General features: G+C 63.0%; 22 protein-coding genes and 2 tRNA genes. 14 read left to right on the forward strand and 10 right to left on the reverse strand.

The genetic code is table 11. From position 1 onward, the window contains the following. Positions 1–10: 10 nt before the first annotated feature. From BMX85_RS17415 to BMX85_RS17435, 5 genes are all read right to left on the reverse strand, one after another. Positions 11–1,894 carry an AI-2E family transporter gene (locus BMX85_RS17415; RefSeq protein WP_229210536.1) on the reverse strand — a complete coding sequence of 628 codons (1,884 nt, stop codon included), beginning with the start codon at positions 1,892–1,894 and terminating at the stop codon, positions 11–13. A 142-nt stretch (positions 1,895–2,036) separates the two neighbouring features. After that, the gene (locus BMX85_RS17420; RefSeq protein WP_090320890.1) at positions 2,037–2,333 is read right to left on the reverse strand and encodes a hypothetical protein; all 297 of its coding nucleotides are present in this window, start codon (positions 2,331–2,333) and stop codon (positions 2,037–2,039) included. Positions 2,334–2,462: 129 nt separating this feature from the next. Continuing rightward, entirely contained in the window at positions 2,463–2,807 is a 345-nt protein-coding gene (locus tag BMX85_RS17425) for a YkvA family protein (RefSeq protein ID WP_229210537.1), read from the reverse strand. A gap of 202 nt (positions 2,808–3,009) precedes the next feature. After that, positions 3,010–3,885 carry a CPBP family intramembrane glutamic endopeptidase gene (locus BMX85_RS17430; protein WP_090320893.1) on the reverse strand — a complete coding sequence of 292 codons (876 nt, stop codon included), beginning with the start codon at positions 3,883–3,885 and terminating at the stop codon, positions 3,010–3,012. Positions 3,886–3,935: 50 nt separating this feature from the next. Next, on the reverse strand, positions 3,936–4,724 hold the full coding sequence (locus BMX85_RS17435) for a MipA/OmpV family protein (RefSeq protein ID WP_090320896.1): 789 nt from the start codon (positions 4,722–4,724) through the stop codon (positions 3,936–3,938). Between the two features lie 168 nt (positions 4,725–4,892). On the opposite strand from BMX85_RS17435, the gene BMX85_RS17440 reads away from it, so the two are divergent. Continuing rightward, the gene (locus BMX85_RS17440; protein ID WP_090320899.1) at positions 4,893–5,555 is read left to right on the forward strand and encodes a glutathione S-transferase family protein; all 663 of its coding nucleotides are present in this window, start codon (positions 4,893–4,895) and stop codon (positions 5,553–5,555) included. Positions 5,556–5,654: 99 nt separating this feature from the next. Here the strand turns inward: BMX85_RS17440 and BMX85_RS17445 are convergent, their stop codons facing one another. Both BMX85_RS17445 and BMX85_RS17450 read right to left on the reverse strand, forming a co-directional pair. Continuing rightward, a complete protein-coding gene (locus BMX85_RS17445; protein ID WP_090320903.1) occupies positions 5,655–6,185 on the reverse strand; it encodes a phasin family protein in 531 nt (176 codons plus the stop codon). Positions 6,186–6,343: 158 nt separating this feature from the next. Then, complete coding sequence (locus BMX85_RS17450) at positions 6,344–7,663, reverse strand: M24 family metallopeptidase (protein ID WP_218147366.1); 1,320 nt, start codon at positions 7,661–7,663, stop codon at positions 6,344–6,346. A 78-nt stretch (positions 7,664–7,741) separates the two neighbouring features. Here BMX85_RS17450 and BMX85_RS17455 point away from each other — a divergent pair, with 78 nt between their 5' ends. After that, the gene (locus BMX85_RS17455; RefSeq protein WP_229210538.1) at positions 7,742–8,524 is read left to right on the forward strand and encodes an alpha/beta fold hydrolase; all 783 of its coding nucleotides are present in this window, start codon (positions 7,742–7,744) and stop codon (positions 8,522–8,524) included. Between the two features lie 39 nt (positions 8,525–8,563). Here BMX85_RS17455 and BMX85_RS17460 read toward each other — a convergent pair whose 3' ends face one another. Beyond that, the gene (locus BMX85_RS17460) at positions 8,564–11,863 is read right to left on the reverse strand and encodes a discoidin domain-containing protein (RefSeq protein WP_090320912.1); all 3,300 of its coding nucleotides are present in this window, start codon (positions 11,861–11,863) and stop codon (positions 8,564–8,566) included. A gap of 158 nt (positions 11,864–12,021) precedes the next feature. On the opposite strand from BMX85_RS17460, the gene BMX85_RS17465 reads away from it, so the two are divergent. The 6 genes from BMX85_RS17465 to BMX85_RS17490 all read left to right on the forward strand — a co-directional run bounded on the left by BMX85_RS17465 (position 12,022) and on the right by BMX85_RS17490 (position 19,272). Further along, entirely contained in the window at positions 12,022–12,942 is a 921-nt protein-coding gene (locus BMX85_RS17465; RefSeq protein WP_090320915.1) for a patatin-like phospholipase family protein, read from the forward strand. Between the two features lie 48 nt (positions 12,943–12,990). Beyond that, positions 12,991–13,401, forward strand: coding sequence for a GlcG/HbpS family heme-binding protein (locus BMX85_RS17470; RefSeq protein ID WP_090320919.1), 411 nt, complete (start codon positions 12,991–12,993; stop codon positions 13,399–13,401). 425 nt (positions 13,402–13,826) lie between these two features. Then, positions 13,827–14,990 (forward strand): glutamine-hydrolyzing carbamoyl-phosphate synthase small subunit, encoded by a 1,164-nt coding sequence (carA, locus tag BMX85_RS17475; protein WP_090320922.1) that lies wholly within the window; start codon positions 13,827–13,829, stop codon positions 14,988–14,990. A gap of 1 nt (position 14,991) precedes the next feature. Beyond that, a complete protein-coding gene (gene carB / locus BMX85_RS17480) occupies positions 14,992–18,222 on the forward strand; it encodes a carbamoyl-phosphate synthase large subunit (RefSeq protein WP_090320925.1) in 3,231 nt (1,076 codons plus the stop codon). Between the two features lie 91 nt (positions 18,223–18,313). Then, positions 18,314–18,790 (forward strand): transcription elongation factor GreA, encoded by a 477-nt coding sequence (greA, locus tag BMX85_RS17485; protein ID WP_090320927.1) that lies wholly within the window; start codon positions 18,314–18,316, stop codon positions 18,788–18,790. Beyond that, complete coding sequence (locus BMX85_RS17490; protein WP_090320930.1) at positions 18,790–19,272, forward strand: DUF4149 domain-containing protein; 483 nt, start codon at positions 18,790–18,792, stop codon at positions 19,270–19,272. The genes greA and BMX85_RS17490 overlap by 1 nt, the downstream gene beginning before the upstream one ends. Positions 19,273–19,331: 59 nt before the next feature. Here the strand turns inward: BMX85_RS17490 and BMX85_RS17495 are convergent, their stop codons facing one another. Continuing rightward, positions 19,332–19,802: a YhbY family RNA-binding protein gene (locus tag BMX85_RS17495; RefSeq protein WP_090320933.1), complete on the reverse strand. Its 471-nt coding sequence runs from the start codon at positions 19,800–19,802 to the stop codon at positions 19,332–19,334. A 43-nt stretch (positions 19,803–19,845) separates the two neighbouring features. Here BMX85_RS17495 and BMX85_RS17500 point away from each other — a divergent pair, with 43 nt between their 5' ends. The 6 genes from BMX85_RS17500 (at position 19,846) to BMX85_RS17525 (ending at position 25,265) form a co-directional block, all read left to right on the forward strand. Next, entirely contained in the window at positions 19,846–20,538 is a 693-nt protein-coding gene (locus tag BMX85_RS17500; protein ID WP_090320937.1) for an RlmE family RNA methyltransferase, read from the forward strand. 211 nt (positions 20,539–20,749) lie between these two features. Beyond that, the gene (gene ftsH / locus BMX85_RS17505) at positions 20,750–22,633 is read left to right on the forward strand and encodes an ATP-dependent zinc metalloprotease FtsH (RefSeq protein ID WP_218147367.1); all 1,884 of its coding nucleotides are present in this window, start codon (positions 20,750–20,752) and stop codon (positions 22,631–22,633) included. A gap of 82 nt (positions 22,634–22,715) precedes the next feature. After that, positions 22,716–23,555: a dihydropteroate synthase gene (gene folP / locus BMX85_RS17510; protein WP_090320942.1), complete on the forward strand. Its 840-nt coding sequence runs from the start codon at positions 22,716–22,718 to the stop codon at positions 23,553–23,555. 50 nt (positions 23,556–23,605) lie between these two features. Then, entirely contained in the window at positions 23,606–24,958 is a 1,353-nt protein-coding gene (gene glmM / locus BMX85_RS17515) for a phosphoglucosamine mutase (RefSeq protein ID WP_090320945.1), read from the forward strand. Between the two features lie 82 nt (positions 24,959–25,040). Continuing rightward, positions 25,041–25,117, forward strand: a tRNA-Pro gene (locus BMX85_RS17520). Positions 25,118–25,188: 71 nt separating this feature from the next. After that, positions 25,189–25,265, forward strand: a tRNA-Arg gene (locus tag BMX85_RS17525). A 126-nt stretch (positions 25,266–25,391) separates the two neighbouring features. Here BMX85_RS17525 and BMX85_RS17530 read toward each other — a convergent pair. Then, positions 25,392–25,601 (reverse strand): hypothetical protein, encoded by a 210-nt coding sequence (locus tag BMX85_RS17530; protein WP_090320948.1) that lies wholly within the window; start codon positions 25,599–25,601, stop codon positions 25,392–25,394. Positions 25,602–25,910: the final 309 nt, after the last annotated feature.

Here is a 25,910-nt window from a genome sequence, read left to right on the forward strand (position 1 = left end):
GTATCCCCCGTCACGCCCCCTTGCCTTGCAGCGCCTTCACGCAACTCTGCAACGCATCTTCGAACGAATGGGATACGTGATCCGCCTGTTCGAACCTGCACTCCCGTAAGTCCGGGTTCTCGAACGGACTCGGCAACAATACCGCGAACTGCTTGCAATGCGGCAGGTCTTCGCGGAACCGGCGGATCGCCTGGTCCATCTTCTCGCGGTCGTTGAGTGGATCGATACTGACCAGACAGACGATCGACACCAGCTCCGGCGATGCGTCCGGCGGCGGCGGGTCGTCCAGCTCCTCCATGCTCGTGCTGCGGGCATCGATTTTCTGTTCGCGCAGCACGCGCACAAGAATCTCCGTGGCCAGTTCGTCGAACTGCCCGCTGAGCCCGACGGTAAGCACCAGGCTGCCGGCCGGCACGTCGAACGACCCCTGCCACTCGCCGGTGGCGGAGATGCGGCTGTCGCGCAGCTGGCGGCCGATGCCGACCCCGGCCAGCGCCGACGCGCTCTTGCGCCGCTTCCACCACTTCGGATCGCCGCTGAGAGCCTCAATGACGGCGATCACGGCCGTGCTGACCTTGACTTCCTCCTCCGGCGTGATGGCGTTGTCCTTCAGGTCGAAGTGGGCCAGGTGCAGCGCTGGCGCCAGCACGCCGTCGCAATAGGCGGCCAGCGACTTGTGTTGCATGTAGCGCTTGGCGCTGGCGACGATCTCGTGGGCGTCGCCGGACAGGATGCGCTGATAGAAATTCTGCGGCATCGTCAGCGCCGGCAATTCGCCGAACATGATCTCCAGCACCTTGAGCGCGCGGATGTAGCGGCCCGCCACCACCAGGCACAGCGTCAGCGGCGTCGAGAGCACCAGCCCCACCGGCCCCCAGATCGCGCTCCAGAAGATGGCCGCCACCACCACCGACAGCGGCGACAGGCCCGTGGTGTGGCCGTACAGCTTGGGTTCGATGGTCTGCGCGACGATGATGTCGACCACCAGGAACCAGCCGAACGTCATCAGCGCCAGCGACCAGCCCGGATCGATGGCGGCGGCCAGCAAGGTGGCGCAGAACGCGGACATCCAGAAGCCAACGTACGGGATGAAGCGCAGCACGGCGGTCATCGTGCCCCACAGCAGCGCCTGCGACAGGCCGATCACGCTCAAGCCGATCCAGATGGCGATGCCGGTGCAGGCGTTGACGGCGAATTGCGAGATGAAGAAGCGCGATAACCGCTCGCCGGCGTCGTTGACGGCGATGGTGGTGGCGCGCAAGTCGGCGCCGCCGGCCAGGCGGATGAAGCGGTCGCGCAGCGCTTCGTGTTCCAGCAGCACGAAGATCAGCACGATGAAGACGATGCCGGCCATCTCCAGCGGCGGCCAGACCGAGGCGATGATCTTGCCCAGCAATTGCAAGGGTTTGAGCGCGGGCTCGTGGATTTCGACCGGTACCGGCGTGCGGCTGGCCCCCGGCAGGCCGGGCCGCGCTTCGAGCGGCGTGCCTGGAACGTCTTGCGTGAAATGTTCGATCAGCTGGCCGGCCGGCCCGCCGAGGCTGCCGATGGTGCCGCGCGTGAGGCTGTCGAGCGCTTCGACCTTGGCGGCGATGGTGTCCTGGTACCGCGGCAGGCTGGCGCCGAGGCGGCTGACCTGCGAGATCATCACCGCGCCGATCATCAGCAGCGCGGCGGTGACCAGCAGCACGCCGGTCAGCACCGACGCGGTCTGGCCGAGGCCGATGCGGCGCAGCGAGCGCACGAACGGCGCGATCAAGAAGCTGAAGATGAAGGCGAGCGTGATGGGGATCAGCACGTCGCGGCCGAAGTACAGCAGGCCCAGCACGGTGGCGGTACCGACCAGGCCGACGACAGCGTTGGGCAATGCGCGGGCGGGGAGTGAATCTGACACGTGGTCCTTGTGGGTAGTCTGCGGAGGCAGGCTGCAACAGCCTGCTTTCCGAGCCTAAATTAAGGGCTATCGTGTGTCAATGCTTCTTACGTAGTTTGACGCGAGCCGCCGGGCGGATGGGCGCCGGCGGGGCGTGAGGGGGTCAGGTGGTGCTGCGACGCAGGTAGTTGGCCGGGGTCGAAATCGGCAGGTCGGAGACGGTGACCGAACTGGCCAGGGCCACCTGGTCCGCTTCGCGCAATTTGGCGTCGGGGGCGAGGACGCGCGCGATGACTTGCGGGTTGATATTGATGCTCTGTAAAAACTCGACCGCGCTTGGCGTGCCGATATCGCGTTGGACTTCCAGCGCTTGCCGGACGATGAATTCCAACGAATGCCAACCCGCCGTTTCCGACGTCTCCGGCGGCCGGCTCTGACGTCTGTCGTGCTCTGGACTCATGTCGTGCTCCTTGCAACGGGGATGAAATTAGATCGGAAGAAATTCGAATGAGCCCAATTGTAGCCTAACTCGCGGCCGTGCAACACCTTACATCGCGACGATTTGCGGGTCGCCGAAACTAGTCGCTTACTAGTTGCCGAACCATTGTTGCAGCGTGTCCCTGGCCTTCTGCACATGCTCGTCCTTGATGTGCGCGGCCACGGCGGTGGCGGCGGCGATCAGCACGCCGATGTCGTCGGTGTAGCCCAGCGCCGGCAGCAGGTCCGGTATCGCGTCGATCGGCGAAATGAAATAGCCGAGCGCGCCATAGATGGTGGTCTTCGCCCACAGCGGCGTGTCCGGATCGGTGGCGGAGTAGTACATTTTCAACGCCTGCTCGAGCACTTTTTGCCCGGCGGTCTTCGCGTGGGTCTTTATCTTGTTCCAGAAGCCGGCATCGGAATAGTGCGACGCGTACTCGGTTTTGGCCATCATTGTTCTCCCTCAAGCACAGCATTGAACTGCAAAGTGGTAGCCAGTGTAGCTTGCCGCGACGTAAAGCTCAAAATCCTACGGAACATGGGAGCGGCGGCCGCTACGCCCGCCGAAGCCGCCACGGAACTGGACGAGTTGCCGGGAAGGCTGGCGGCGCGCGCGGCGGGCGGTTGACGTGGGGCGCCGGGGTTGCCGGCGCATCTCAACGCAGGGCGGGGTAACTGAAGCCGATGAAATGTGCGGCGTTGAGCGCGATGTGCAGGAAGATCGGCGCCTCGATGCGCTGGGTGATGTGATAGGCATAGGCATAGCCGAAGCCTGCGATGGTGGCCAGCAGCGCATACGCCGCGCCGCCGGGCAGATGGGCCAGTCCGAACAGCAGCGCCGAGCAGACCAGCGCGATCCACTTGCCGCTGCGCCAGCGCGCCAGCGACGCCGCCAGGCGGTGCTGGAGGAAGCCGCGGAAAAAGGCTTCCTCCGCCACCACCGTGAAGAACAGATTGACCGCGATAAATTGCATCGTCAGTTGCGACAGCTTCAAGTCCGGCCGCACCGCGCCGATCGCCGTGGCCAGACCCAGCACGGCCACCAGGGTGGCCAGCAGCACCGGCAGCGACCGCTTGATGACGCCGCCGAACTCGTTCCACGAGCGGGCCCGGCTGCACAGGAACGCCAGCAGGATCAGGCCGACGGCGCCCTTGTCGAAGTTGGCGTACTGCGTGAAAGGCGCTGCGCCGGGGGATATCGTGACGGCGTCGATCACCACCGCGTTGTTGAAGCCGGGCAGCTTGTGGATCGCCAGCGCCAATGCCAGCACCGCCGTGACGACGCCGGAAACCACGCGCACGTATGGCTGCGGCGCGCGCGCCGTCATGTACGCCGTTCCGGCCAGCGCCGCCAACGCGACGATGGCCGGCGACCGCAGCACGCCGGCCGCCATGCCGAGCCCGAGCGCGGCGGCAAAAAACGCGGTCCAGGGCGCGATGGTGACGCGCCCGAGGGCGGCCGGTTTGGCCCACGCGGCGCAAACCGCGGCGGCAAGCAGAATATAGGTGGCGAGTGTGGTGTCGGAGATCATTGCGCGAGGTGGCTAATTTTCGCGCAATAATATCACCCGGGCAACCTCAGTCAAAACTTGTAGCTGATCCCCGACATGACCAGCGGCGTGGTCTTGCGGAAGGTCAGCGGACTGTCGGCGGCGTCCCCGGTCAGGCGGGTCACGCCCACGGCGGCGTAGGACGACCAGTTGCGGTTGATTTCGTGGCTCCAGGTGACGGCGGCGCCGACGCTTTCCAGGCCGGCCTTGGCGCGGTACGGCCGATAGCCCGAGCGCGCGCCCTGGACATCGGTGACGCCGAAATAGGTCTGCATGTGCTTGTTGTCGCCATACACGGCCGACGCGCTCAGGCTGACGTTGTGGCCGCCGCCATTGTAGAGCGGCATGGAGGCGCCCAGCGTGTAGGTCGAACCATTCTCGCGCTTGCCGACGGCCTGCGTCGTGCCAAGGCTCAGGCCGACCGTGCCAAGCTGGTAGCTGGCCGTCAGCACGGCCTGCAGGCCGCCGTCGATGTCGCCCATGCCGCGCAACGCGTCCGAACCGGCGGCGAAGGTGCGCTTCTTCTCGTCGCGCGCGCCGCCGTAGCCGAGCGCGCCGCTCAGGTTGACCGCGCCGACATTGGTTTGGTAACCGAGGCCGCGCCGGGTGCTGATGAAGAAGCCGTTGGCCCACGTGCGTTCCAGGAACGGCAGCGGCACCACGCGGCTGTCGTCGCTGCCGGCGTACTCGGGCACGTAGGCGGCGCCCAGGCCGACCGTCAGGCTGTCGCCGTCGGGCGCGTCGGCGGCGCTGCTGTTGGCGCCCAGGGCGCACAAGGTGGTCAGGGCGAAGGCGAGCTTGAGGTTCAGGGCGTGGCGCATGGTGGTTTTCCTGTCGGTGGTGGATCGAGGTCCGCCGGTGCGTGATTGCCCGGTTCGGAACGGGCTGAAGTGTGGCAACATTTGCGGTCCGCCGCTATCGGCTTGGCTGAAGTATCATTTGCTGAATTCTCCGGTATCGCGTGGCGGTGCCGGCACCCAGGAGCTGACATGTCTTTGACCCTTTACTACCATCCGCTGGCCTCGTTCTGCCACAAGGTGCTGATCGCGCTGTACGAGAACGGCACCCAATTCGACAAGCGCATCATCAATCTGGGCGAGGAGAGCGACCGCGCCGAACTGCAGGCGATGTGGCCGCCGTGCAAGTTCCCGGTGATCCGCGACCACGAGCGCACCCGCGACGTGCCGGAGACGTCGGTCATCATCGAGTATCTGGACCGCTATTTCCCCGGCGAGAAGCCGCTGATCCCGGCCGACTGGGACGCGGCGCTGGACGTGCGCCTGTGGGACCGCTTCTTCGACAATTACGTGCAGGAGCCGATGCAAACCATCGTCAACGGCCATCTGACCGGCTTGCAGTGCGACCAGACCAAGGAGCGCACCAAGCTCAAGACCGCCTACAAGATGATCGAGAAACGCATGACGAGCAGGATATGGATGTGCGGCGACGACTTCAGCATGGCCGACTGCGCGGCGGCGCCGGCGCTGTTCTATGCCAGCACGATCTTGCCGTTCCCGGAGGAGTACAGCCAGCTGCAGGCGTACTTCGAGCGGCTGGTGATGCGGCCGTCGTTCAAGCAGGTGTTGGAGGAATCGAAACCGTATTTCTCGATGTATCCGTTCGTGCAGGATATTCCGGACCGCTTCCTTTAAGCGGGCAGGGGCGGCCCGGCGCCAGCAAAACAAAGGGTCGTACCCGTGTGGGTACGACCCTGGGATGGATCGCCGTGCGGGGTGGGACCAGGCGTTGGATTAGCTCTTGTTGCCTTTGTTTTCGTCGCTCTGCATCGATGCCGGCTGCTGCATCGCGCGGTTTTGCGCCGCGACCTGGGCGAATTGGGTCGCCTGGTCGAGGATTTCCTTGCCGGCGGCCTTCTGCATGCGCAGTTGCTGGTCGGTCTGTGCGGCGGCCTTTTGGGTCACCACGTCGGCCAGCTCGGTGGCGGTGCGCGCCGTTTGTGGCACGTGCTGTTGCGCAACCTGGTTGATGTTCGTCTGGAAGTCGCTGGTGATCTTCACCAGTTGCTGTTGATAGGTCTGCAGTTTCTGCGCGACCGCCTCGACGGATGGGCTGGCATCGGCGCGCTCGGTGGGCGGCGTCAGCAGTGCCGTTTGCAGCATTTGCGTGGAATCCTGCATCCAGCTGCGGCTGAACTGCAGGTTCACTTCTGCCAGTTCGCGCATCGTCTGCACCATGGCAAGCGACACATCGTTAAAGTAAGCGATACGTGCTTCGATGTGATTTTTTGCTGCTGGCGATATGGTTTCCACAAACGAATTCATATTAATCTCCTCATTCAAATAGCGGCCAAAATGTGAGGCGACACAGGCGCTTTGGCCGGACGCCGGAAGCGATATTCTCGCAGGTGTGCGGAAATATTGACACACCAGAGCCTGCCGGCACTATTCGTTTTGCGGAGTCAATAAATGCTATTTTTCACTCAATTGCCGGAAGGCGCGCCGCCAGTGGCGCGCGGGATCAAATACATGCTTTTCTGCCGGCCGTCGAGGTAGCGGATGCCCGATTCGTCGAAGTACGCATCCTCTTCCAACATGATATTCACCGGCGCCGGCCAGCCCGGCAAAACCGATGCCGCGCTCAGTTCGATCGAATACGCGGTGCGTGGGCGAAGGGCCTCGTCGCCGCTTCCCGGTACGCCGTTTTGCATAGCCCACATGCCGATGGCCGGACCGGCGGCATGGCCATGGTAGCCCAGCGGATGGCTGTAGATGGTCGGCTTGATGCCCTCCGCGCGCGCCTGCGCCAGCGCCCCGGCCAGCATCTGGTTGCCGCTGCGGCCTTCCTTGAACTGCGCCAGCAGGATGTCCTGCAAGCGGTTGGCCTGGCCGAAGGCCTGCGCCAGCGCCGCCGGCGCCGCGTGCTCTCCCGGCTTGAGCACATACGCGTGCTGCTGCACGTCGGTGTTCAGGCGCAGGTAGGTGATGCCGATATCGACGTGCAGCAGGTCGCCCGGCACGATCACGGTCGGATCGGCCAAGCCTTTGCCGCTGCGCTGGATTTCCACCGACGGGTGGAACCAGGTGTCGTAGCCGAGATCGCGGATCTTCTGGCGGAACCACCACACCACGTCGTCGGTGGTGGTGATGCCCGGCGTGATGACGCGCTCTGAAAAGCCTTCGTCGATGATCCTGTGGGTGGCGTTGACCAGCTGCGGGTAGATCTGCATTTCGCGCTCGCCGCGCGTTTCGAGCCAGCGGATCGCCAGGGGCTCGGCCGGGACGACCTTTTGCTTGTAGGCGGCGGGCAGCGCCTGCAGCAGCTCGATGTAGTCGGTGTGGTCGATGCCGTCGGCGTGGCCGAAATGGCGCGAGGTGTTCAGCGCTATCTTGTTCGGATTGCGGGTTTTGATGATATCGACCAGCGCGTCCCACTGGTCGGGGAATTTTTTCATGTCCCAGGCGGCGGCGATGCTCTTGCCGACCGCATAGCGCGCCACCGCCAGCTTTTCCACCGTTTTCTTGACCGGATCGCGGTGGAACACGATGATGGTGCGGCGGCGGGCGTTGAGCCATTCGGCCGGCAGCATGGTTTTGAGCACCGGATCTTCGTTGTACTCGCGCGAGACCAGCACCCACATGTCGATGCCGGTCTGCTCCATCATCCCGGGCAGCAGATTGTCCAGCCGGTCGGCCAGCACCTCGTTGACGACGGTGGCCTGGTCGCGCGGCGAGAGCGCGGCGGCCTGGCAGGCGGTGGACATAAGCAGGGGGAGGGCGAGCGCCAGCAGATATTTTTTCATGCTCAGATGTTGACGGCAGATTACAATGAAGTCAACGCTTTGCATACCAACCAACCAACTAAACTGGAGGATCACCGAGTGCAGCCACCGACGATATTCTATTTGCATGGCGGGCCGGGTCTGGGCACCGCGTTCGAGCGCCAGCGCTACCCGGACGCCGACAACGTGCACTGGTGGCAGCAGCCGTCGGCCGTGTCCTGCGCCACGCGCCCGTATCAGGATTTGCTGGCCGCGACCGTGGCCGAGTTCCGGCTCGGCGTCGACATGCTGGGCGGGCCGATGACGATCATGGCCAGTTCCTTCGGCGCGCATCTGGCGGTGCACCTGGCGCGCCAGATGCCGGAATCGATCGCCCGCATCGTGCTGCTGGCGCCGACCTTCAATCCGGAGGAGGCCGCGCTGCGCCTTGCCCGCCACGGCCTGGCGCTGCACGCGCAAGACGCCAACGCCGGCAAGCTGGTGGCGGCGCTGGCGGAGTACGAGGCCGCGCCGGGCCGCGCGCGGTTCTGGGACGTGATGGGGGCATTGTGGCTGCTGCCGAACGTGACGTCGCTGTACTTCGGTCCCAATTCGGGCGATGAGCCGCAGGTGTTCGCCTATCTGCTGCAGCAGCCGGGCGTGTTCGACGGGCCGTCGTCGGTGGCGACGTCGGACGATTTCGCCGCCGGCTCGCTGGAACCGGTGCGCAGCCCTTACCAGGGCCCGGTGTCGGTGATTTTCGGGGAATTCGATCCGATGGTCGATCCGGTTCGCGATTGCGAGATCTGGAAGGAGGTGTTCCCGCAGGCCGCCGTGCATACGCTGCCGACCGGGCATTTCCCGCTGTTGGAGCTGTCGATCGAGGCTTGTCTGAATCCGTGAATCCCGGGGATGCAGGCAGGGCCGATTACGGCGTTCCGCCTAATCCGCCCTGCGTGGTTCCGTAGCGGGTGCGATGTTCTCGTCGATGTCGCTCGAGGCCGACTTTACGCGCCGATACGTCACGCCCGCGCTGTTTTCCGGCAGCGCCGGACCGGTATGGAGCAGCGCCAGTTCGGCGATGGCCGCGGTGTTGTCGCCGCCGAAGCCACTGAGCGCGATGAAGCGCAGCTGGCGCGCTTTGACGTTCTTGCCGAATTCGATGCGTTGCTGGTCGTAGGTGGAGACCAGCGCGCCGCGTTTGATCTCCTTCCAGGTATCGCCATCGTCGCTGGTTTCGATCAGGTATTCGCGCACGTCGCCTTCATGGTCGCGGTGGTTCTGGCGCGGCATCAGCAGCAGGCCGGAGAAGGAGGCCGGCGCCGGGAAGCCGATTGTCAGCGTCTGCGGGGTGCGCGGCGCCGCCTGCGTGCCGGCGCTCCAGAAGGTGTTCGGATCGCCGTCGATGGCGTTGGCCGGGTTGTTTCCGCCGCTGGCCCCGGCGGCCAGCTTCTTCATCACCAGCGTATCGAACAACGCCTTGCGGAAGTCGGCGGCGCTGATGGCCGTCTGCGGATTGAAGCTGTCGCTGGCCATGTAGTCGAGCACCGACTTGCGCAGCTGGCGCGCGACGATGCGCTTATCCAGCCTGGTTTCCAGGTCCGGACTGGCGACCATCAGGCGGCCGTCGCCCACCTTCGCCTCCAGCAGCAGGCCCAGTTTGAAATTGCGGTTCCAGTCGTCGACCGGTTGCACGATCGGTTGCAGCGCCGGCGGCAGCCGGTCCAGATTGACGGTGCGCGCGCCCCTGATCAATTCCGACCATTGCCAGTCGTTGAAGCGGTCGGTGGGGAACTGCGTCAGCGCCGGGTGCTTGTTGTCGATCCAGACCCCGAGCGTGCGGCTCCAGGCGGGATTCATCAAGCGGTTCCAGAACACCGGCACGCTGTCGAGCGGCGGGCCGCTCCAGTCCAGATCCGGCGCCAGCGGCAGGTAGAGCACTTTGCCTCCCGCCGCGAGGCTGGCCTCGGCCGCCGGCCAGCTGTGCGTGACCAGCACGTCGGCCGGTTCCGGCGTGGTGATGTTGGCGGGGTAGAGCCAGATGTTCCAGTCGTTTTCGGCCAGCGGCTCAACCGCCGTGCCGACGCCGACCTGGAGCCGGTACGCCAGTGGCGCCGCCAACTCCTTGAGGGGCAGCTTGATTTGTCCGAGCGGGATGTTCTTGCCGATGTCGATCGTGCGGCGTGCGAATTCGCCGCTGGCGGCGACGCGGCCGGTGGCGTCGATCAGCTTCCACCAAGGCTGCGCGTCGGCCAGGGCGGCGGCGCCGAAGTGGGCGATCTCCACGTCCGCCGTCAGCGTTTCGTTGGTGTTCCAGGTGCGCTTTAGCAGCCGCGCCAGCGGCACGGTCTGGCCGTTGAAGCGCCGGAATTCCTCGGCCGTCGCGTAGCCTTTCGGCTCCCAGAACGCGTCCAGGATGCCGACCAGCGCCGTGCCCTGGCCCAGATAGTCGTGCAGGTCGAGAAGTTGATAGCCCATCAAACCCGGGGTGCGCAGGTTCGCTTCGATCTCCTCCTTGTAGGCCTGCACCTGGAATTTCCCCGAGGCCCAGGCGAAGTCCTTGTTGCGCGCGGCCATGCCGTGGCGGGCCAGCGAGTCGCGGAAGATCTCGTAATTACCCGGCCGCAGATAACCCCTGAATTTGCGGATGATGTCGTAGTCGGGATAGGCCGCCCACTGGCCGGTTTCGTGCGACACCACCGGCACGTTGACGCCGGCCAGCGAAGCGCCGTAGTCGCGGCCGAACCAGCCTTTGTCGCCGCGCAGCGGTTTTGGACCGATGCGCTGCATCGCCAGGAAGTCGGTGCCGTCGGCCAGGCCGGGGACTTCCTTCTCGGTGTGACCGGTGCCGTTGGAGTACAGCCGGCGCGGATCGGCCTTGCGGTAGTGGGCGATCCAGGCGTCGAAGGCTTCCTTCCAACGGCCTTTCGGTTCGTTGGCTGGGCTGAGCAGGATGAAGGATGGATGGTTGCCGTAGGCTCTGATCATGCGCTCGGTCTCTTCGTACAGCATCTTGTCCATCGGGGTGCCTGGCGAGACCTCGTTCCACATGCCCGGTTCCGGCTGCAGGTACACGCCCAGTTCATCGGCGGCCTGGAACGCCGCCTCCGGCGGGCAGAATGAGTGGAAGCGCATGTGGTTGATGCCCCAGTCCTTGTTGATCTGGATGATCTTGCGCCAGTAGGCGACGTCGGTCGGCGGGGAGCCGGTCAGCGGAAAGTCGCCGCCGTGGTGGGTGCCGCGCAAAAACAGCGTTCGCCCGTTCAGCAGGAATTGATTGCCCTTGGCGGCGATCTGCGCGAAGCCGAAGCTGACGTCGCGCGTATCGGCCGCGCCCGGGCCTTTGAGCTGAACGCGGACGTTCTGCAGCGCGGGATTGAACTCGTCCCACGTTTGGGTGTTCGCAGGGAAGCGCACCTTGATCTCGGCACCGCCGCCTTGCGCGCTCCATTTGACCTTGTGCGCGACGCCGTTGGCCGTGACGGTGCCGCTGCCTGCGCGGCCGCTGGCGTTGCCGATGCTGATCTTGACGCGTGCCGTTTTTGTCTTCACGTCCGGGTAGACCTGGGCGTCGTCAAGCCACACCGGCGAGGTGGCGCGCAGCTCCATTTTGCCGACGATGCCGTTCCAGCTCATGCCGAGCGAATCGGAGACGCTGTGGGCGTCGGGCCGGTAGGCCATCAGCATGCGGTTGTCGACGCGGACGGAGATCCGGTGCCGTCCCGGCGCCAGCAGCCCCAGATCGTATTCGTGTCCGGCCACCAGACTGAGATTGCTGCCGACCTTGCGCTCATCGACCCACAAGGTCGATCCCCAGCGCGGACGTTCCAGCAACAGGGCGACGCGCTTGCCGCGCCAGGCGGCGGGAACATCGATGTCGCGTTGGTACCAGGCCGCGCCGAGGTAGTGCTTGGGCGGCTGCGACAGGAAGGGGACCTTGACGTTGCCGGCGGCGGTATGGGTTTTGTAGTCTTCGCGCTGGTCCCAGTTCTTATCGTACAGCGACAGCACCCACGGCGTTTTGGCGGTGATGTCGTCGCCGTAGCCCTGCGCCTGCAGGATGCCGGGGAGGGCGATGCCGTCCTTCAGATCGCGGGAGAACCATGCCTGGTTCACGCCGTCGTCGTTGCGGTCCATGGCAAAGCGCCACTCGCCCGAGAGGTCGCGCGATTCGGCCGCGTGCAGGATGCGGTGGGCGTACAGGGGGAGGCAAAGGAGGGCGATGGCGAGGATGCGGAGCATGGAGTGCCTTGCAAGACAGGGGTAGCGTGAGTTTATCAAGCAATTCAACCAATCCGCATGCGGCGTTCACTCAAATGCGTGCGCGTTTGCAGTCGTCCGGGCCTATTCAGTTACAATCTGCTGCGCCAAATCAGCCACCATAGCCACTATACCAACACATGCAACTACGCCGTCTCACCCTCGCCGCTTTAGCCATCTTCGCCGCAACCGCCATCGTCGGCTGCAAAACCACGCCAGTGATTGAAACGCCGGTCCAGCCGATCGCCTTGCCCGAGCCGCTACCGCCGCGCAAGATCAAGATCGGCCTGGCGCTGGGCGGTGGCGCCGCGCGCGGCTTCGCCCACATCGGCGTGATCAAGGCGCTCGAGGCGCAGGGTATTTATCCGGATATCGTCGTCGGCACCAGCGCCGGCAGCGTGGTCGGCGCCCTTTACGCGGCCGGGAACACCGGCTTCCAGCTGCAAAAACTCGCCTTCGACATGGATGAAGCGGCGATCTCCGATTGGGCCATGCCGCTGTTCGGCAAAAGCACCGGCGTGTTGAAGGGCGAGGCGCTGCAGGCCTACGTCAACAAGGTGGTCAACAACCAGCCGATGGAAAAGCTCAAGGTGCCGTTTGGCGCGGTGGCGACGGATTTGAAGACCGGCCAGCCGATTCTTTTCCAGCGCGGGAATACCGGCATGGCGGTGCGGGCGTCGTCGTCGGTGCCGGGCGTGTTCCAGCCGGTGACGATCAGCGGCCGCTCGTATGTCGACGGCGGGTTGGTGGCGCCGGTGCCGGTGCGCTTCGCGCGCGACATGGGCGCGGACTTCGTCATCGCCGTCAATATCTCCACGCAGGCCGACGTGCAGGCCACCGTCAGTTCGGTCGACGTCATCATGCAGACCTTCAGCATCATGGGCCAGCGCATCAACCAGTATGAATTGAAGGACGCCGACATCGTCATCGCGCCGAGCCTGGGCAAGATGGCCGGCAACGACTTCGCCGGCCGCAATCAGGCGATTTTGGCCGGCGAACAGGCCGCCGCGCTGGCGATGCCGCAGATCAAACAGAAACTCGAAGCGCGGCGCAAGCCGTAGGCGTTACCGCATCCTCTATTATCACCGCTTGAAAAATAAGGAAGAACCATGCAAACCAAACCATATTTGTCGCTCGCCGACGTCAAGAAAATCGCCGCCGCCGCCGAGGCCGAGGCCGCCGCCAACAAATGGGCGGTCGTGATCGCCATCGTCGACGACGGCGGCCATCTGCTGTGGCTGCAGCGCCAGGACGGTGCCGCGCCGCTGTCGTCGCACATCGCGCCGGCCAAGGCGCGCGTGTCGGCGCTGGGCCGCCGCGAATCGAAGATCTACGAAGACATGATCAACAACGGCCGCGTCTCGTTCCTGAGCGCGCCGGCGCCGCAAACCGATGGCATGCTCGAAGGCGGCGTGCCGATCATCGTTGATGGCCACATCATCGGCGCGGTCGGCGTCTCGGGCGTCAAATCGGCGGAAGACGCGCAAATCGCCAAGGCCGGCATCGCCGCGCTGAATTAAGTTCCACGCTGAACTCCAGGGTCAGGTCCGTCATTGCTACACAGGCTCGACATTGGGAGGGCTACACGGGCCGTCGGCGGCGCATGCATGGCGGTTTACGCTTCGCCTATTCCTACGCGGATCTTCGACGGATCAGCCCGTCTAGCGATGGAGGACCGGATCCCGGAGTGTGACATGTTGATCTGGCAAGGAAAAGAAATCGTCCGCTCAGGGCGATTTTTTTTGCCGCGATTTCGCCGGCCTTCCATTGCCAAGCAGGTGGGATTTGGTTATAATTCAAAGGTTTAGCCAATCTCACCTCTACCGTAGCCGACTACCACTCACTCCATATTCAATCTGACCATCCACCCCGGCCTGCGACGGCGGGGGACACACGACGGTCGTCTGACGTGGCGCAGCTACGGTAACTTTATCAGGAGTTACCCTTGCCGCCATTTTTTTCTGGCCCCGCCGTTCCAGCCATACTGGCCCTCGCCGACGGAACCATTTTTAAAGGTTTTTCAATCGGCGCCGCCGGCCATACCACCGGGGAAGTCGTTTTCAATACCTCCATGACCGGCTATCAGGAAATCCTGACCGATCCCAGCTATTGCCGCCAGATCGTCACCCTGACGTATCCACACATCGGCAACACCGGCGTCAATCCAGAAGACGTCGAGTCCTCCAAAGTCCACGCGGCCGGCCTAATCATCCGTGACCTGCCGTTGATGGCGTCGAACTTCCGCTCCACCCAGTCGCTGGCCGATTACCTGAAGGCCGAGAACATCGTCGCCATCGCCGGTATCGACACCCGCAAACTGACCCGCATCCTGCGCGAAAAAGGCGCACAATCCGGCGCCATCCTGGTCGGCACGCAAGGCAACGAGCCGTCCACCGCGCAAGCGCTGGAACTGGCCCGTTCCTTCCCCGGCCTGGCCGGCATGGACCTGGCCAAAGTCGTCTCGACCAAGACCGCCTACGAATTCACCGAAGCGGAATGGACGCTCGGCGAAGGCTACGGCAAACTCGCGGAGCCCAAGTTCCACGTGGTCGCGTACGACTACGGCGTCAAGCGCAACATCCTGCGCATGCTGGTGGAGCGCGGCTGCAAAGTGACGGTGCTGCCGGCGCAAGCTACCGCCGCCGACGCGCTGGCCCTGAACCCGGACGGCGTGTTCCTGTCGAACGGCCCGGGCGACCCGGAGCCGTGCGATTACGCGATCGCCGCCACCAAGGAATTGATCGACAAAGGCATCCCGGTGTTCGGTATCTGCCTGGGCCACCAGATCATGGCACTGGCCTCCGGCGCGAAAACGCTGAAGATGAAGTTCGGCCACCACGGCGCCAACCACCCGGTGCAGGACCTGGACAGCAAGAAGGTGATGATCACCTCGCAGAACCACGGTTTCGCCGTGGACGCCGCGACGCTGCCGGCCAACACCCGCGTAACCCATAGCTCGTTGTTCGACGGCTCGCTGCAGGGCTTCGCCCGCACCGACAAACCGGCGTTCTGCTTCCAGGGCCACCCTGAAGCTTCGCCCGGCCCGACTGACGTCGCTTACCTGTTTGACCGCTTCATCGGCATGATGGAAGCAACGGAGAAAAAATAAGATGCCTAAACGTACAGACATTAAAAGTATTCTGATTATTGGCGCTGGCCCGATCATTATCGGCCAGGCTTGCGAGTTCGATTATTCCGGCGCCCAGGCCTGCAAGGCCCTGCGCGAAGAAGGCTACAAGGTCATTCTGGTCAACAGCAATCCGGCGACCATCATGACCGACCCCGAAATGGCCGATGTGACCTACATCGAGCCGATCACGTGGCAAGTCGTCGAGAAAATCATCGCCAAGGAAAAGCCGGACGCGATCCTGCCGACCATGGGCGGCCAGACCGCGCTGAACTGCGCGCTGGACCTGCATCGCCACGGCATCCTCGACAAGTACAAGGTCGAGCTGATCGGCGCCACGCCGGAAGCCATCGACAAGGCCGAGGACCGCTCCAAGTTCAAGGACGCGATGACCAAAATCGGCCTGGGTTCGGCACGCTCCGGCGTCGCCCACTCGCTGGACGAGGCGTGGGCCGTGCAGCGCGACGTCGGCTTCCCGACCATCATCCGTCCATCGTTCACGATGGGTGGCAGCGGCGGCGGCATCGCCTACAACGAAGAAGAATTCGAAGCGATCTGCAAACGCGGCCTGGAAGCATCGCCAACCAACGAGCTGCTGATCGAAGAATCGCTGCTGGGCTGGAAAGAGTACGAGATGGAAGTGGTGCGCGACAAGGCGGACAACTGCATCATCATCTGCTCGATCGAAAACCTGGACCCGATGGGCGTGCACACCGGCGACTCGATCACCGTGGCGCCGGCGCAGACCCTGACCGACAAGGAATACCAGATCATGCGCAACGCCTCGCTGGCGGTGCTGCGTGAAATCGGCGTCGACACCGGCGGTTCGAACGTGCAGTTCTCGATCAACCCGGCCGACGGCCGCATGATCGTCATCGAAATGAATCCGCGCGTATCGCGTTCGTCCGCGCTGGCCTCGAAGGCCACCGGCTTCCCGATCGCCAAAGTGGCGGCCAAGCTGGCCGTCGGCTTCACGCTGGACGAGCTGCGCAACGAGATCACCGGCGGCGCGACCCCGGCCTCGTTCGAACCGTCGATCGACTACGTCGTGACCAAGATCCCGCGCTTCACGTTCGAGAAATTCCCGACCGCCGACCACCACCTGACCACGCAGATGAAATCCGTCGGCGAAGTGATGGCGATCGGCCGCACCTTCCAGGAATCGTTCCAGAAAGCCCTGCGCGGCCTGGAAGTCGGCGTCGATGGCTTGAACGAAAAGACCAAGGACCGCGAGAAGATCGAAGAGGAACTGGGCGAGCCGGGTCCGGAGCGCATCTGGTATGTGGGCGACGCCTTCGCCCAGGGCTTCACGCTGGAGGAAGTGCACCAGCTGACCAAGATCGATCCATGGTTCCTGATCCAGATTAAAGAGATCGTCGACCTGGAACTGTGGATGGACACGCAGAAACTGGAACAGCTGGACAAGACCGTGCTGTACAAGCTGAAGCAAAAAGGCTTCTCGGACCGCCGCCTGGCCTTCCTGCTGCAGACCGACGCCAAGGCGGTGCGCGCGCGCCGCCATGAACTGAACATCCGTCCGGTGTACAAGCGCGTCGACACCTGCGCGGCCGAGTTCTCGACCAACACCGCGTACATGTACTCGACCTACGATGAAGAGTGCGAGTCCAATCCGACCGACAAGAAGAAGATCATGGTGCTGGGCGGTGGCCCGAACCGTATCGGCCAGGGTATCGAATTCGACTACTGCTGCGTGCACGCGGCGCTGGCGATGCGCGAAGACGGCTACGAGACCATCATGGTCAACTGCAATCCGGAGACCGTGTCGACCGACTACGATACCTCCGACCGCCTGTACTTCGAGTCGCTGACCCTGGAAGACGTGCTGGAAATCGTCGACCTGGAAAAGCCGGTCGGCGTGATCGTTCAATACGGCGGCCAGACCCCGTTGAAACTGGCGCTGGACCTGGAAGCGAACGGCGTGCCGATCGTCGGCACCTCGCCGGACATGATCGACGCCGCCGAAGACCGCGAGCGTTTCCAGAAGATGCTGCAAAAGCTGGACCTGCGCCAGCCGCCGAACCGCACCGCGCGCACCGAAGCCGACGCCCTGGCGCTGGCGCAGGAAATCGGCTACCCGCTGGTGGTGCGTCCTTCGTACGTGCTGGGTGGACGGGCGATGGAAATCGTCCACGAGCAGCGCGACCTGGAACGCTACATGCGCGAAGCGGTCAAGGTATCGCACGATTCGCCGGTGCTGCTGGACCGCTTCCTGAACGACGCCATCGAGTGCGACGTCGATTGCATCTCCGACGGCGAGACCACCTTCATCGGCGGCGTGATGGAACACATCGAACAAGCCGGCGTCCATTCGGGCGACTCGGCGTGCTCGCTGCCGCCTTACTCGCTGGCGCAGGACACCATCGATGAACTGAAGCGCCAAACCTCGCTGATGGCCAAGGGCCTGAACGTGGTCGGCCTGATGAACGTGCAGTTCGCGATCCAGAAGCAGGACGTCGACGGCGTGTCGAAGGACGTCGTGTATGTGCTGGAAGTGAATCCGCGCGCCTCGCGCACGGTGCCGTTCGTGTCGAAGGCAACCGGCCTGCAACTGGCCAAGATCGCGGCGCGCTGCATGGTCGGCCAGACCCTGGCGCAGCAGGGCATCACGACCGAAGTCGTGCCGCCTTACTACAGCGTCAAGGAAGCCGTGTTCCCGTTCGTGAAATTCCCGGGTGTCGACACCATCCTCGGACCGGAGATGAAGTCGACCGGCGAAGTCATGGGCGTTGGCAAGACCTTCGGCGAAGCGTTCGTCAAATCGCAGATGGGCGCCGGCGTCAAGCTGCCGAAGTCGGGCAAGGTGTTCCTGTCGGTGAAATCGTCCGACAAGCCGCGCGCCGTCAAGGTGGCGCGCGACCTGGTCGAGATCGGCTTCTCGCTGGTGGCCACCAAGGGCACCGCCGCCGTGATCTCGGCGGCCGGCATTCCGGTCACCGCCGTCAACAAGGTGGTCGAGGGCCGTCCGCACATCGTCGACATGATCAAGAACCACGAGATCGTCCTGGTGATCAACACCGTCGAAGAAAAGCGCAACGCCATCACCGATTCGCGCGCGATCCGCACCTCGTCGCTGGCCTCGCGAGTGACGACGTACACCACCATCGCCGGCGCCGAAGCGGCGGTCGAGGGCATTCGTCATTTGGACGAACTGCAAGTGTACGATTTACAAGGGCTGCATAAAACCTTACACTAAGGCTTAGCAGTACTTTTGAACCACAGAGCTCGCGCTGCAGTTGGCGTGGCCTCTGTGGTTTTCCATTGTAAAACCAGAGTAAATAAACAACATGACTTCAGTTCCACTTACCAAGTACGGCGCCGAGCTCTTGAAAGAAGAGTTGCACCAGTTGAAGACCAAAGAACGCCGTATCGTGATCGACGCGATTGCTGAAGCGCGTTCGCATGGCGACCTGTCGGAAAACGCCGAGTACGACGCCGCCAAGGAGCGCCAGGCGTTCGTCGAAGGCCGCATCGCGGAATTGGAAGGTAAGCTGAGCGCCGCGCAGATCATCGATCCGACCACCCTGGACGCCGAAGGCCGCGTCGTGTTCGCGTCGACCGTCGACCTCGAAGACCTGGAATCGGGCGCGAAAGTGACCTACCAGATCGTCGGCCTGGACGAGGCGGATCTGAAATTGAGCAAAGTATCGGTGACCTCGCCGATCGCCCGCGCGCTGATCGGCAAGTCCGCCGGCGACGTGGTGGAAGTGCAGGCGCCGTCGGGCCCGCGCGAATACGAAATTCTGGAAGTGCGTTACATCTGATGCTACTTGCGCGTATCCGTTTGCTGGTCGCGACCTTGTGGGCGGGCAGTTTGTGGGCGATCGGCTATCTGGCCGCCCCGACCCTGTTCGCCACCTTGAGCGACCGCGCGCTGGCCGGCACCATCGCCGCCAGCCTCTTTAACAACCTCGCATGGCTGTCGATCGCCTGCGCCGCGATCATGCTGGTGCTGGTGTGGGTGAGCAAGGGCACGGAGACGGCCGGGATCTTCGCCGGTTCGGCCCGCAACTCCGAGGTCAAGTCGCGCCGCACGTTGATGGCGGTGATCCTGGTGATGCTGGGGTGTACGCTGGTGTCGCACTTCGGCTTGCAGCCGATGATGGGCGCGTTGCGTGCCGCGGCGGGGCCGGGCGGTGTGATGGAATCGGCCGCCAAGAACGAGTTCGGCATCCTGCACGGCATTTCCAGCGGTCTGTTCTTGGTGCAGAGTTTGCTGGCCGCGTGGCTGGTGATCAAGCAATAACTAAGCAATAATGTAGTGTTTTCGTCCTTTCCCCGCCGGGGAAAGGACGATGCCCGGGTTTATTTCGAACCCAGAGCGCTCTTCTTCGAGGATTTCTGCTGTGGCTTGGCGCGCTTGATGTTGCCGCCCTGGGTCACGCGTTCATTCCCTTTCAACAGCACCTTGGTCACGGACGGACGCTTGGTGCCGCTCGGGCTAGGCTTGACGATGGTCACTTCCCGCAGGCCTTTGCCCGACGTCGAGCGTTCCTTCGTGGTTTCCACTTTCGGACGGTACAGGACCAGCAGCTTGCCGATGTGTTGCACCGGCGCCGCGTCCAGTTGCTCGCAGATGGTGTCGTACATGGCGGCGCGCGCTTCGCGGTCGTCGCCGAACACGCGCACCTTGATCAGGCCGTGCGAATCGAGGCCCAGGGCGATTTCCTTGAGGACGTTGGCGGTCAGTCCCGCTTCGCCGATCAGAACGATGGGCTTCAGCGCGTGAGCTTCGGCGCGCAGGGCGCTGCGCTCAACGGGTGTAAGTTTTTGCATAATATATTTTTAGTGGTTCCCTTAAAGGCAGTATTCTACGCGAATGAAGAAGAAGAAATTAAACAAAAACTGGTTGCACGACCACATTAACGACCCTTACGTGAAATTAGCGCAAAAAGAGGGCTACCGCGCCCGCGCCGCTTTCAAGCTCAAGGAGATCGACGAGGACGAGCACCTGATCAAGCCCGACCAGGTCATCGTCGACCTCGGTTGCACCCCCGGCAGCTGGGGCCAATACGTGCGCCGCAAGCTGGCCGGCAAGGATGGCGGCGGCATCAACGGCACCCTGATCGGCCTCGACATGCTGCCGATGGAGCCGATCGCCGACTTCCATTTCATCCAGGGCGATTTCCGCGAGCCGGACGTGTTGCAACAGCTCGAAGACGTGGTCAAGGGCCGCAAAGTTGACGTTGTGTTATCGGATATGGCGCCCAACCTGTCCGGCATCGCCAGTGCCGACGCCGCGCGCATGGAACATCTGATCGATCTGGCAATAGAATTCTCGCAGGCGCATTTGAAACCTAGCGGTTCCTTGCTGGTCAAATGTTTTAAGGACATGGGTTTTAACGATATCGTGTTGAAGTTTCGCCAAGAGTTTAAAACCGTGGTGCAAAAAAAACCGAAAGCCAGCCGCGACAAATCGTCCGAGATTTTCCTGCTCGGCCGTGGTTTGAAAAACCCCACCGATGGCATGGCGTCGGCGCAACCGCTCGAATCCGACCAATTCCGTCCTTGATCGCCCTTGTTTTTTACCGTACGGGCCGCACATCCAGCAAGGAAGCGTACTTTTGTCTTGATCCGCACCAAATTTTGATCAAATAATGTGCGTTTCTGCTGGGTTTACACCCCTGCGCACGGGTGGGCTTCTGGCACCGCCTGCTTATTACGAGTAAAATCGGGTTTCTAGCCCTAGGTTAAAAGATGCGCCCCGCATCCAAGGAGTTTTCGTGAATAACATGTTTTCCAAATCAGCCATCTGGGTAGTCGTCGTACTGCTCCTGCTCATGCTGTACAAGCAGTTCGATAGCCATGGCGTTGCAGGCGGCGCCAAACCCATCGCTTACTCCGATTTGCTGGATGACGTGAAAGCCAAGCGCATCAAGGATGTCGTGATCGAGGGTGGCAACATCACCGCGACCCGCACCGATGACACCAAGGTCCGCACCACCGCCACGATCCTCGATCGCGGCCTGGTCGGCGACCTGCGCGACAACGGCATCCGTTTCGACGTGAAACCACCCGAGGAGCCATCGTTCCTGCAGCAGGTATTCGTCTCGTGGTTCCCGATGCTGTTGCTGATCGGCGTATGGATCTTCTTCATGCGGCAGATGCAGGGCGGCGGCAAGGGCGGCGCGTTCTCCTTTGGCAAGTCGAAGGCGCGCATGATGGACGAATCGAACAACACCGTCACCTTCGCCGACGTCGCCGGTTGCGACGAGGCGAAGGAAGAGGTCAACGAGATCGTCGACTTCCTCAAGGACCCGAGCAAGTTCCAGAAACTGGGCGGCCGCATTCCACGCGGCGTGCTGATGGTCGGTCCTCCGGGCACGGGTAAAACCCTGCTGGCGCGCGCCATCGCCGGCGAAGCCAAGGTGCCGTTCTTCTCGATCTCCGGTTCGGACTTCGTCGAGATGTTCGTCGGTGTCGGCGCCAGCCGCGTGCGCGACATGTTCGAGAACGCCAAAAAGCATTCGCCTTGCATCATCTTCATCGACGAGATCGACGCGGTCGGCCGTCACCGTGGCGCCGGCATGGGCGGCGGCAACGACGAACGCGAACAAACCTTGAACCAGTTGCTGGTCGAGATGGACGGTTTCGAAGCGTCGTCCGGCGTGATCGTGGTCGCCGCGACCAACCGCGCCGACGTGCTGGATAAGGCGCTGCTGCGTCCGGGCCGTTTCGACCGTCAAGTCTCGGTCGGCCTGCCGGACATCCGCGGCCGCGAGCAGATCCTGAACGTGCACATGCGCAAAGTGCCGATCGGCACCGACGTCAAGGCCGACATCCTGGCCCGCGGTACCCCTGGCTTCTCGGGCGCCGACCTGGCCAACTTGGTCAACGAGGCGGCCCTGTTCGCCGCGCGCCGTAGCAAGCGCCTGGTCGATATGATCGACTTCGAGGATGCCAAGGACAAGATCTTCATGGGTCCGGAGCGCAAGTCGATGGTCATCCGCGAGGAAGAGCGCCGCAACACCGCGTATCACGAGTCGGGCCACGCGGTCGTCGCCAAGCTGTTGCCGAAGGCCGACCCGGTGCACAAAGTGACGATCATGCCGCGCGGCTGGGCGCTGGGCCTGACCTGGCAGCTGCCCGAGCACGACAACATCTCCGGCTACAAGGACAAGATGCTGGAAGAGATCTCGATCCTGTTCGGTGGCCGTATTGCCGAGGAAATCTTCGTCGGCCAGATGTCGACCGGCGCCTCGAACGACTTCTCGCGCGCCACCAAGGTGGCCCGCTCGATGGTGACCCGCTTCGGCATGTCCGACGCGATGGGCGTGATGGTCTACGAGGACAGCCAGAACGACGGCTTCTTCGGCGGCGCGTCGAAGACGATTTCCGAGGCGACCCAGCAAATGGTCGACGCCGAGATCCGCAACATCCTGGACCAGCAATACAAGCTGGCCCGCTCGCTGCTCGAGGCGAACCGCGACAAGGTCGAGGTCATGACGAAAGCGCTGCTGGAATGGGAAACCATCGACGCGGACCAGATCAACGACATCATGGCCGGCCTGGAGCCGCGGGCGCCGAAGCCGGGCGTGACGATCCGCAAACAGCCGCCCAGCGACGGCGGCACCGGCGTGACGCCAAGCGTGACGGCGCCAGCCTAAGCGGTGGGCCGCACGGTCCGCTAGCAAAGACAAGGGTGAGGAGAAATCCTCGCCCTTTTTCATTCCCCCACCCGTTTTCTTCATGCGATCCACACTACAGTTCGGCCGATTCAATTACCCCCTGCAAGGCGAGTCCGCGCGCGCGCGCGTGATGGGCATCCTCAACGTCACCCCCGATTCGTTTTCCGACGGCGGCCATTACCAATCGCTGGAGTTCGCCATCTCGCGCGCCGAGCAAATGATCCTGGATGGCGTCGACATCATCGACGTTGGCGGCGAATCGAGCCGCCCCGGCGCGCCGCCGCTGCCGCTGGAAGACGAGCTGCACCGCGTGATGCCGGTGCTGTACGCGCTGCGCGACCAGGGGCCGGCGATCTCGGTCGACACCTACAAGCCGCAGGTGATGCGCGAAGCCATCATTGCCGGCGTCGATATGATCAACGACATCAACGGCTTCCGCGCGCCGGGCGCGTTGGAGGCGGTACGCGACAGCGACTGCGCGCTGTGTATCATGCACATGCAATCGGACCCGCAACACATGCAGCTGGCGCCGTCGTACACCGACGTGGTGGCCGAGGTGATCGCTTTCTTGCGGGAACGGATCGATGCCATGATCGCATCGGGAATTGATCCGCGTCGATTGTGCATCGATCCCGGCTTTGGCTTTGGGAAGACGGTGGAGCATAATTACGCCTTACTCCGGGCCACAAGGCGGTTGATTGCGGAACTGGATATGCCGTTGCTGGCCGGCCTGTCGCGCAAATCGATGGTCGGCGCGGTGACGGGCAAACCGGTCGAGCAGCGCATGGCCGGCAGTGTCGGCGGCGCGCTGGCGGCGGTGGCGCACGGGGCGGTCATCGTCCGCGTGCACGACGTCGCCGAAACGGTCGACGCCCTCAAGGTATGGCAAGCTGCACATTGAACCAATAAAGTAATAACATAATAACAACGCGACGATAAAGAGCACACAACATGGCACGTAAATATTTTGGCACCGATGGTATCCGTGGTCTGGTCGGCGAATCGCCGATCACGCCTGACTTCGTTATGCGCCTCGGCTACGCGGCCGGCAAGGTCCTGGCGGGCGTCCCGCGCACCGGCGGCAAGCGACCGACTGTCCTGATCGGCAAGGACACGCGCATCTCCGGCTACATGCTGGAAGCGGCGCTGGAGGCCGGTTTCTCGGCGGCCGGCGTCGACGTCATGCTGGCCGGCCCGATGCCGACCCCGGCGATCGCCTACCTGACGCGCGCGCTGCGGCTGTCGGCAGGCGTGGTCATCTCGGCGTCGCACAACCCGTTCCAGGACAACGGCATCAAATTCTTCTCCGACCAGGGCACCAAGCTGCCCGATTCCGTCGAGCTGGACATCGAAGCGGCGCTCGACCTGCCGATGGTGTGCGTGCCGTCGGAAAAACTGGGCCGCGCCAAGCGCCTCGACGACGCCCAGGGCCGCTACATCGAATTCTGCAAGAGCACCTTCCCGAACGAGCTGGACCTGCGCGGCATGAAACTGGTGGTCGACTGCGCGCACGGCGCGGCCTACAACATCGCCCCGCACGTGTTCCACGAGCTCGGCGCGGAAGTAATTGCCATCGGCAACAAGCCGGACGGCTTCAACATCAACCTCGGCCATGGCGCCACCGCACCGGAAGCGATGGCGGCGGCGGTGCGTGCCCACGGCGCCGATCTCGGCATCGCCCTCGACGGCGACGCCGACCGCCTGATCATGTGCGACGCCAACGGCCGCCTCTACAACGGCGACGAGCTGCTGTACCTGATGGTGATGGACCGCATGGCCACCGGCCCGGTGGCCGGCGCCGTCGGCACCCTGATGACCAATATGGCGGTCGAGGTGGCCTTGAAAGAGAAGGGCGTCGGCTTCGCCCGCGCCAAGGTCGGCGACCGCTATGTGCTCGAAGTGATGCAGGACAGGGGCTGGCTGCTGGGCGGCGAAGGCTCGGGCCACCTGCTGTGTCTGGACAAGCACACCACCGGCGACGGCATCATTTCGGCGCTGCAGGTGCTGTCCGCGCTCAAGCGCGCCGGTAAATCGCTGGAAGAGTGCACGGCCGAGCTGGTGCTGTTCCCGCAGACCTTGGTCAACGTCCGCGTCGCGCCCGGGTTCGACTGGACCAAGAACGCCGCCATGGTGGCTGAAAAGGAAAAGGTCGAGCGCGAACTGGAAGGCAGCGGCCGCGTGCTGATCCGCGCGTCGGGCACGGAACCTTTGATCCGGGTGATGGTCGAAGCACGTAACGCCAAGGACGCCGATTCGATGGCTCAGCGCATCGCCGACAAGGTCGAAGCGCAGCTGGCGGCATAGGGCGGCAACTGAGTTCAGTAATGAAAGATTAAGCTGGCCCTTTCATTGACGGCGAGGGCGCCAGGCGTTAGAATACTGTCTTCGGAGTGTAGCGCAGCCCGGTAGCGCACCTGGTTTGGGACCAGGGGGTCCAAGGTTCGAATCCTTGTACTCCGACCAAGAACTTTTAAAACGGGTTGTCTCTGACAACCCGTTTTTCATTTCCGCGACGAGTTCTCGTCGTGTTATCTCTGCCCATAGCTCAGTTGGATAGAGCATCAGCCTTCTAAGCTGAGGGTCGCAGGTTCGATTCCTGCTGGGCAGGCCAAAACATTTCTTATCTCGTTGCTTATCTCGTTGATCTCACGCCGGTGCCGCGATTCATTAATTGGATCTTGCTGCCGCCGATGCTACGCCTGAAATCGCAACCATTGGTACTAATAAATTCGGCACGTTAGTTTAAGAACTTAGCAGCGGCGAATGCCAAACTCGTCATTGTGATAGCCGTTCCTACAAACCATTTGAGTAAAGTGCCCTCGGATCTTGCGATGTCTTCTTTTGTCGCATAGTTCGCTTTGATCACGGCTACGTCAACCTCAAGCATGGTTAGTCGCTCCAGCGTTTTTTCAGCAATCGATTCGAGTGCGGCTACACGAGCTTCCATTCACGCCTAGTCCCTGTTTTTATTTCCATCGTCAACTAGTAATTCTGGCGGCGGATGTGGTCTCCTGCGTTTATCCGACGGCTTCATGGCTGGACCAATAAGTAAGACATGGTTTAGGCTTTAAAGTTCGAAATACCGTTTGATAATACTTGTAAAGCGGCGCAGGAGTGGTCTCATCAACATATCAGTATCGGACCCACACTGCTAGTGATCGATCAAAGTTTGGCTGGAACTTAACCTCTCGGTACAGGTCGATCGGTCCTGATTGTGCCAAAAATCAGCGCGATTGCACCGATTTTTGGCACGTTT

This window comes from Duganella sp. CF517, from assembly GCF_900110275.1.
Classification (GTDB): Bacteria; Pseudomonadota; Gammaproteobacteria; order Burkholderiales; family Burkholderiaceae_D; genus Rugamonas.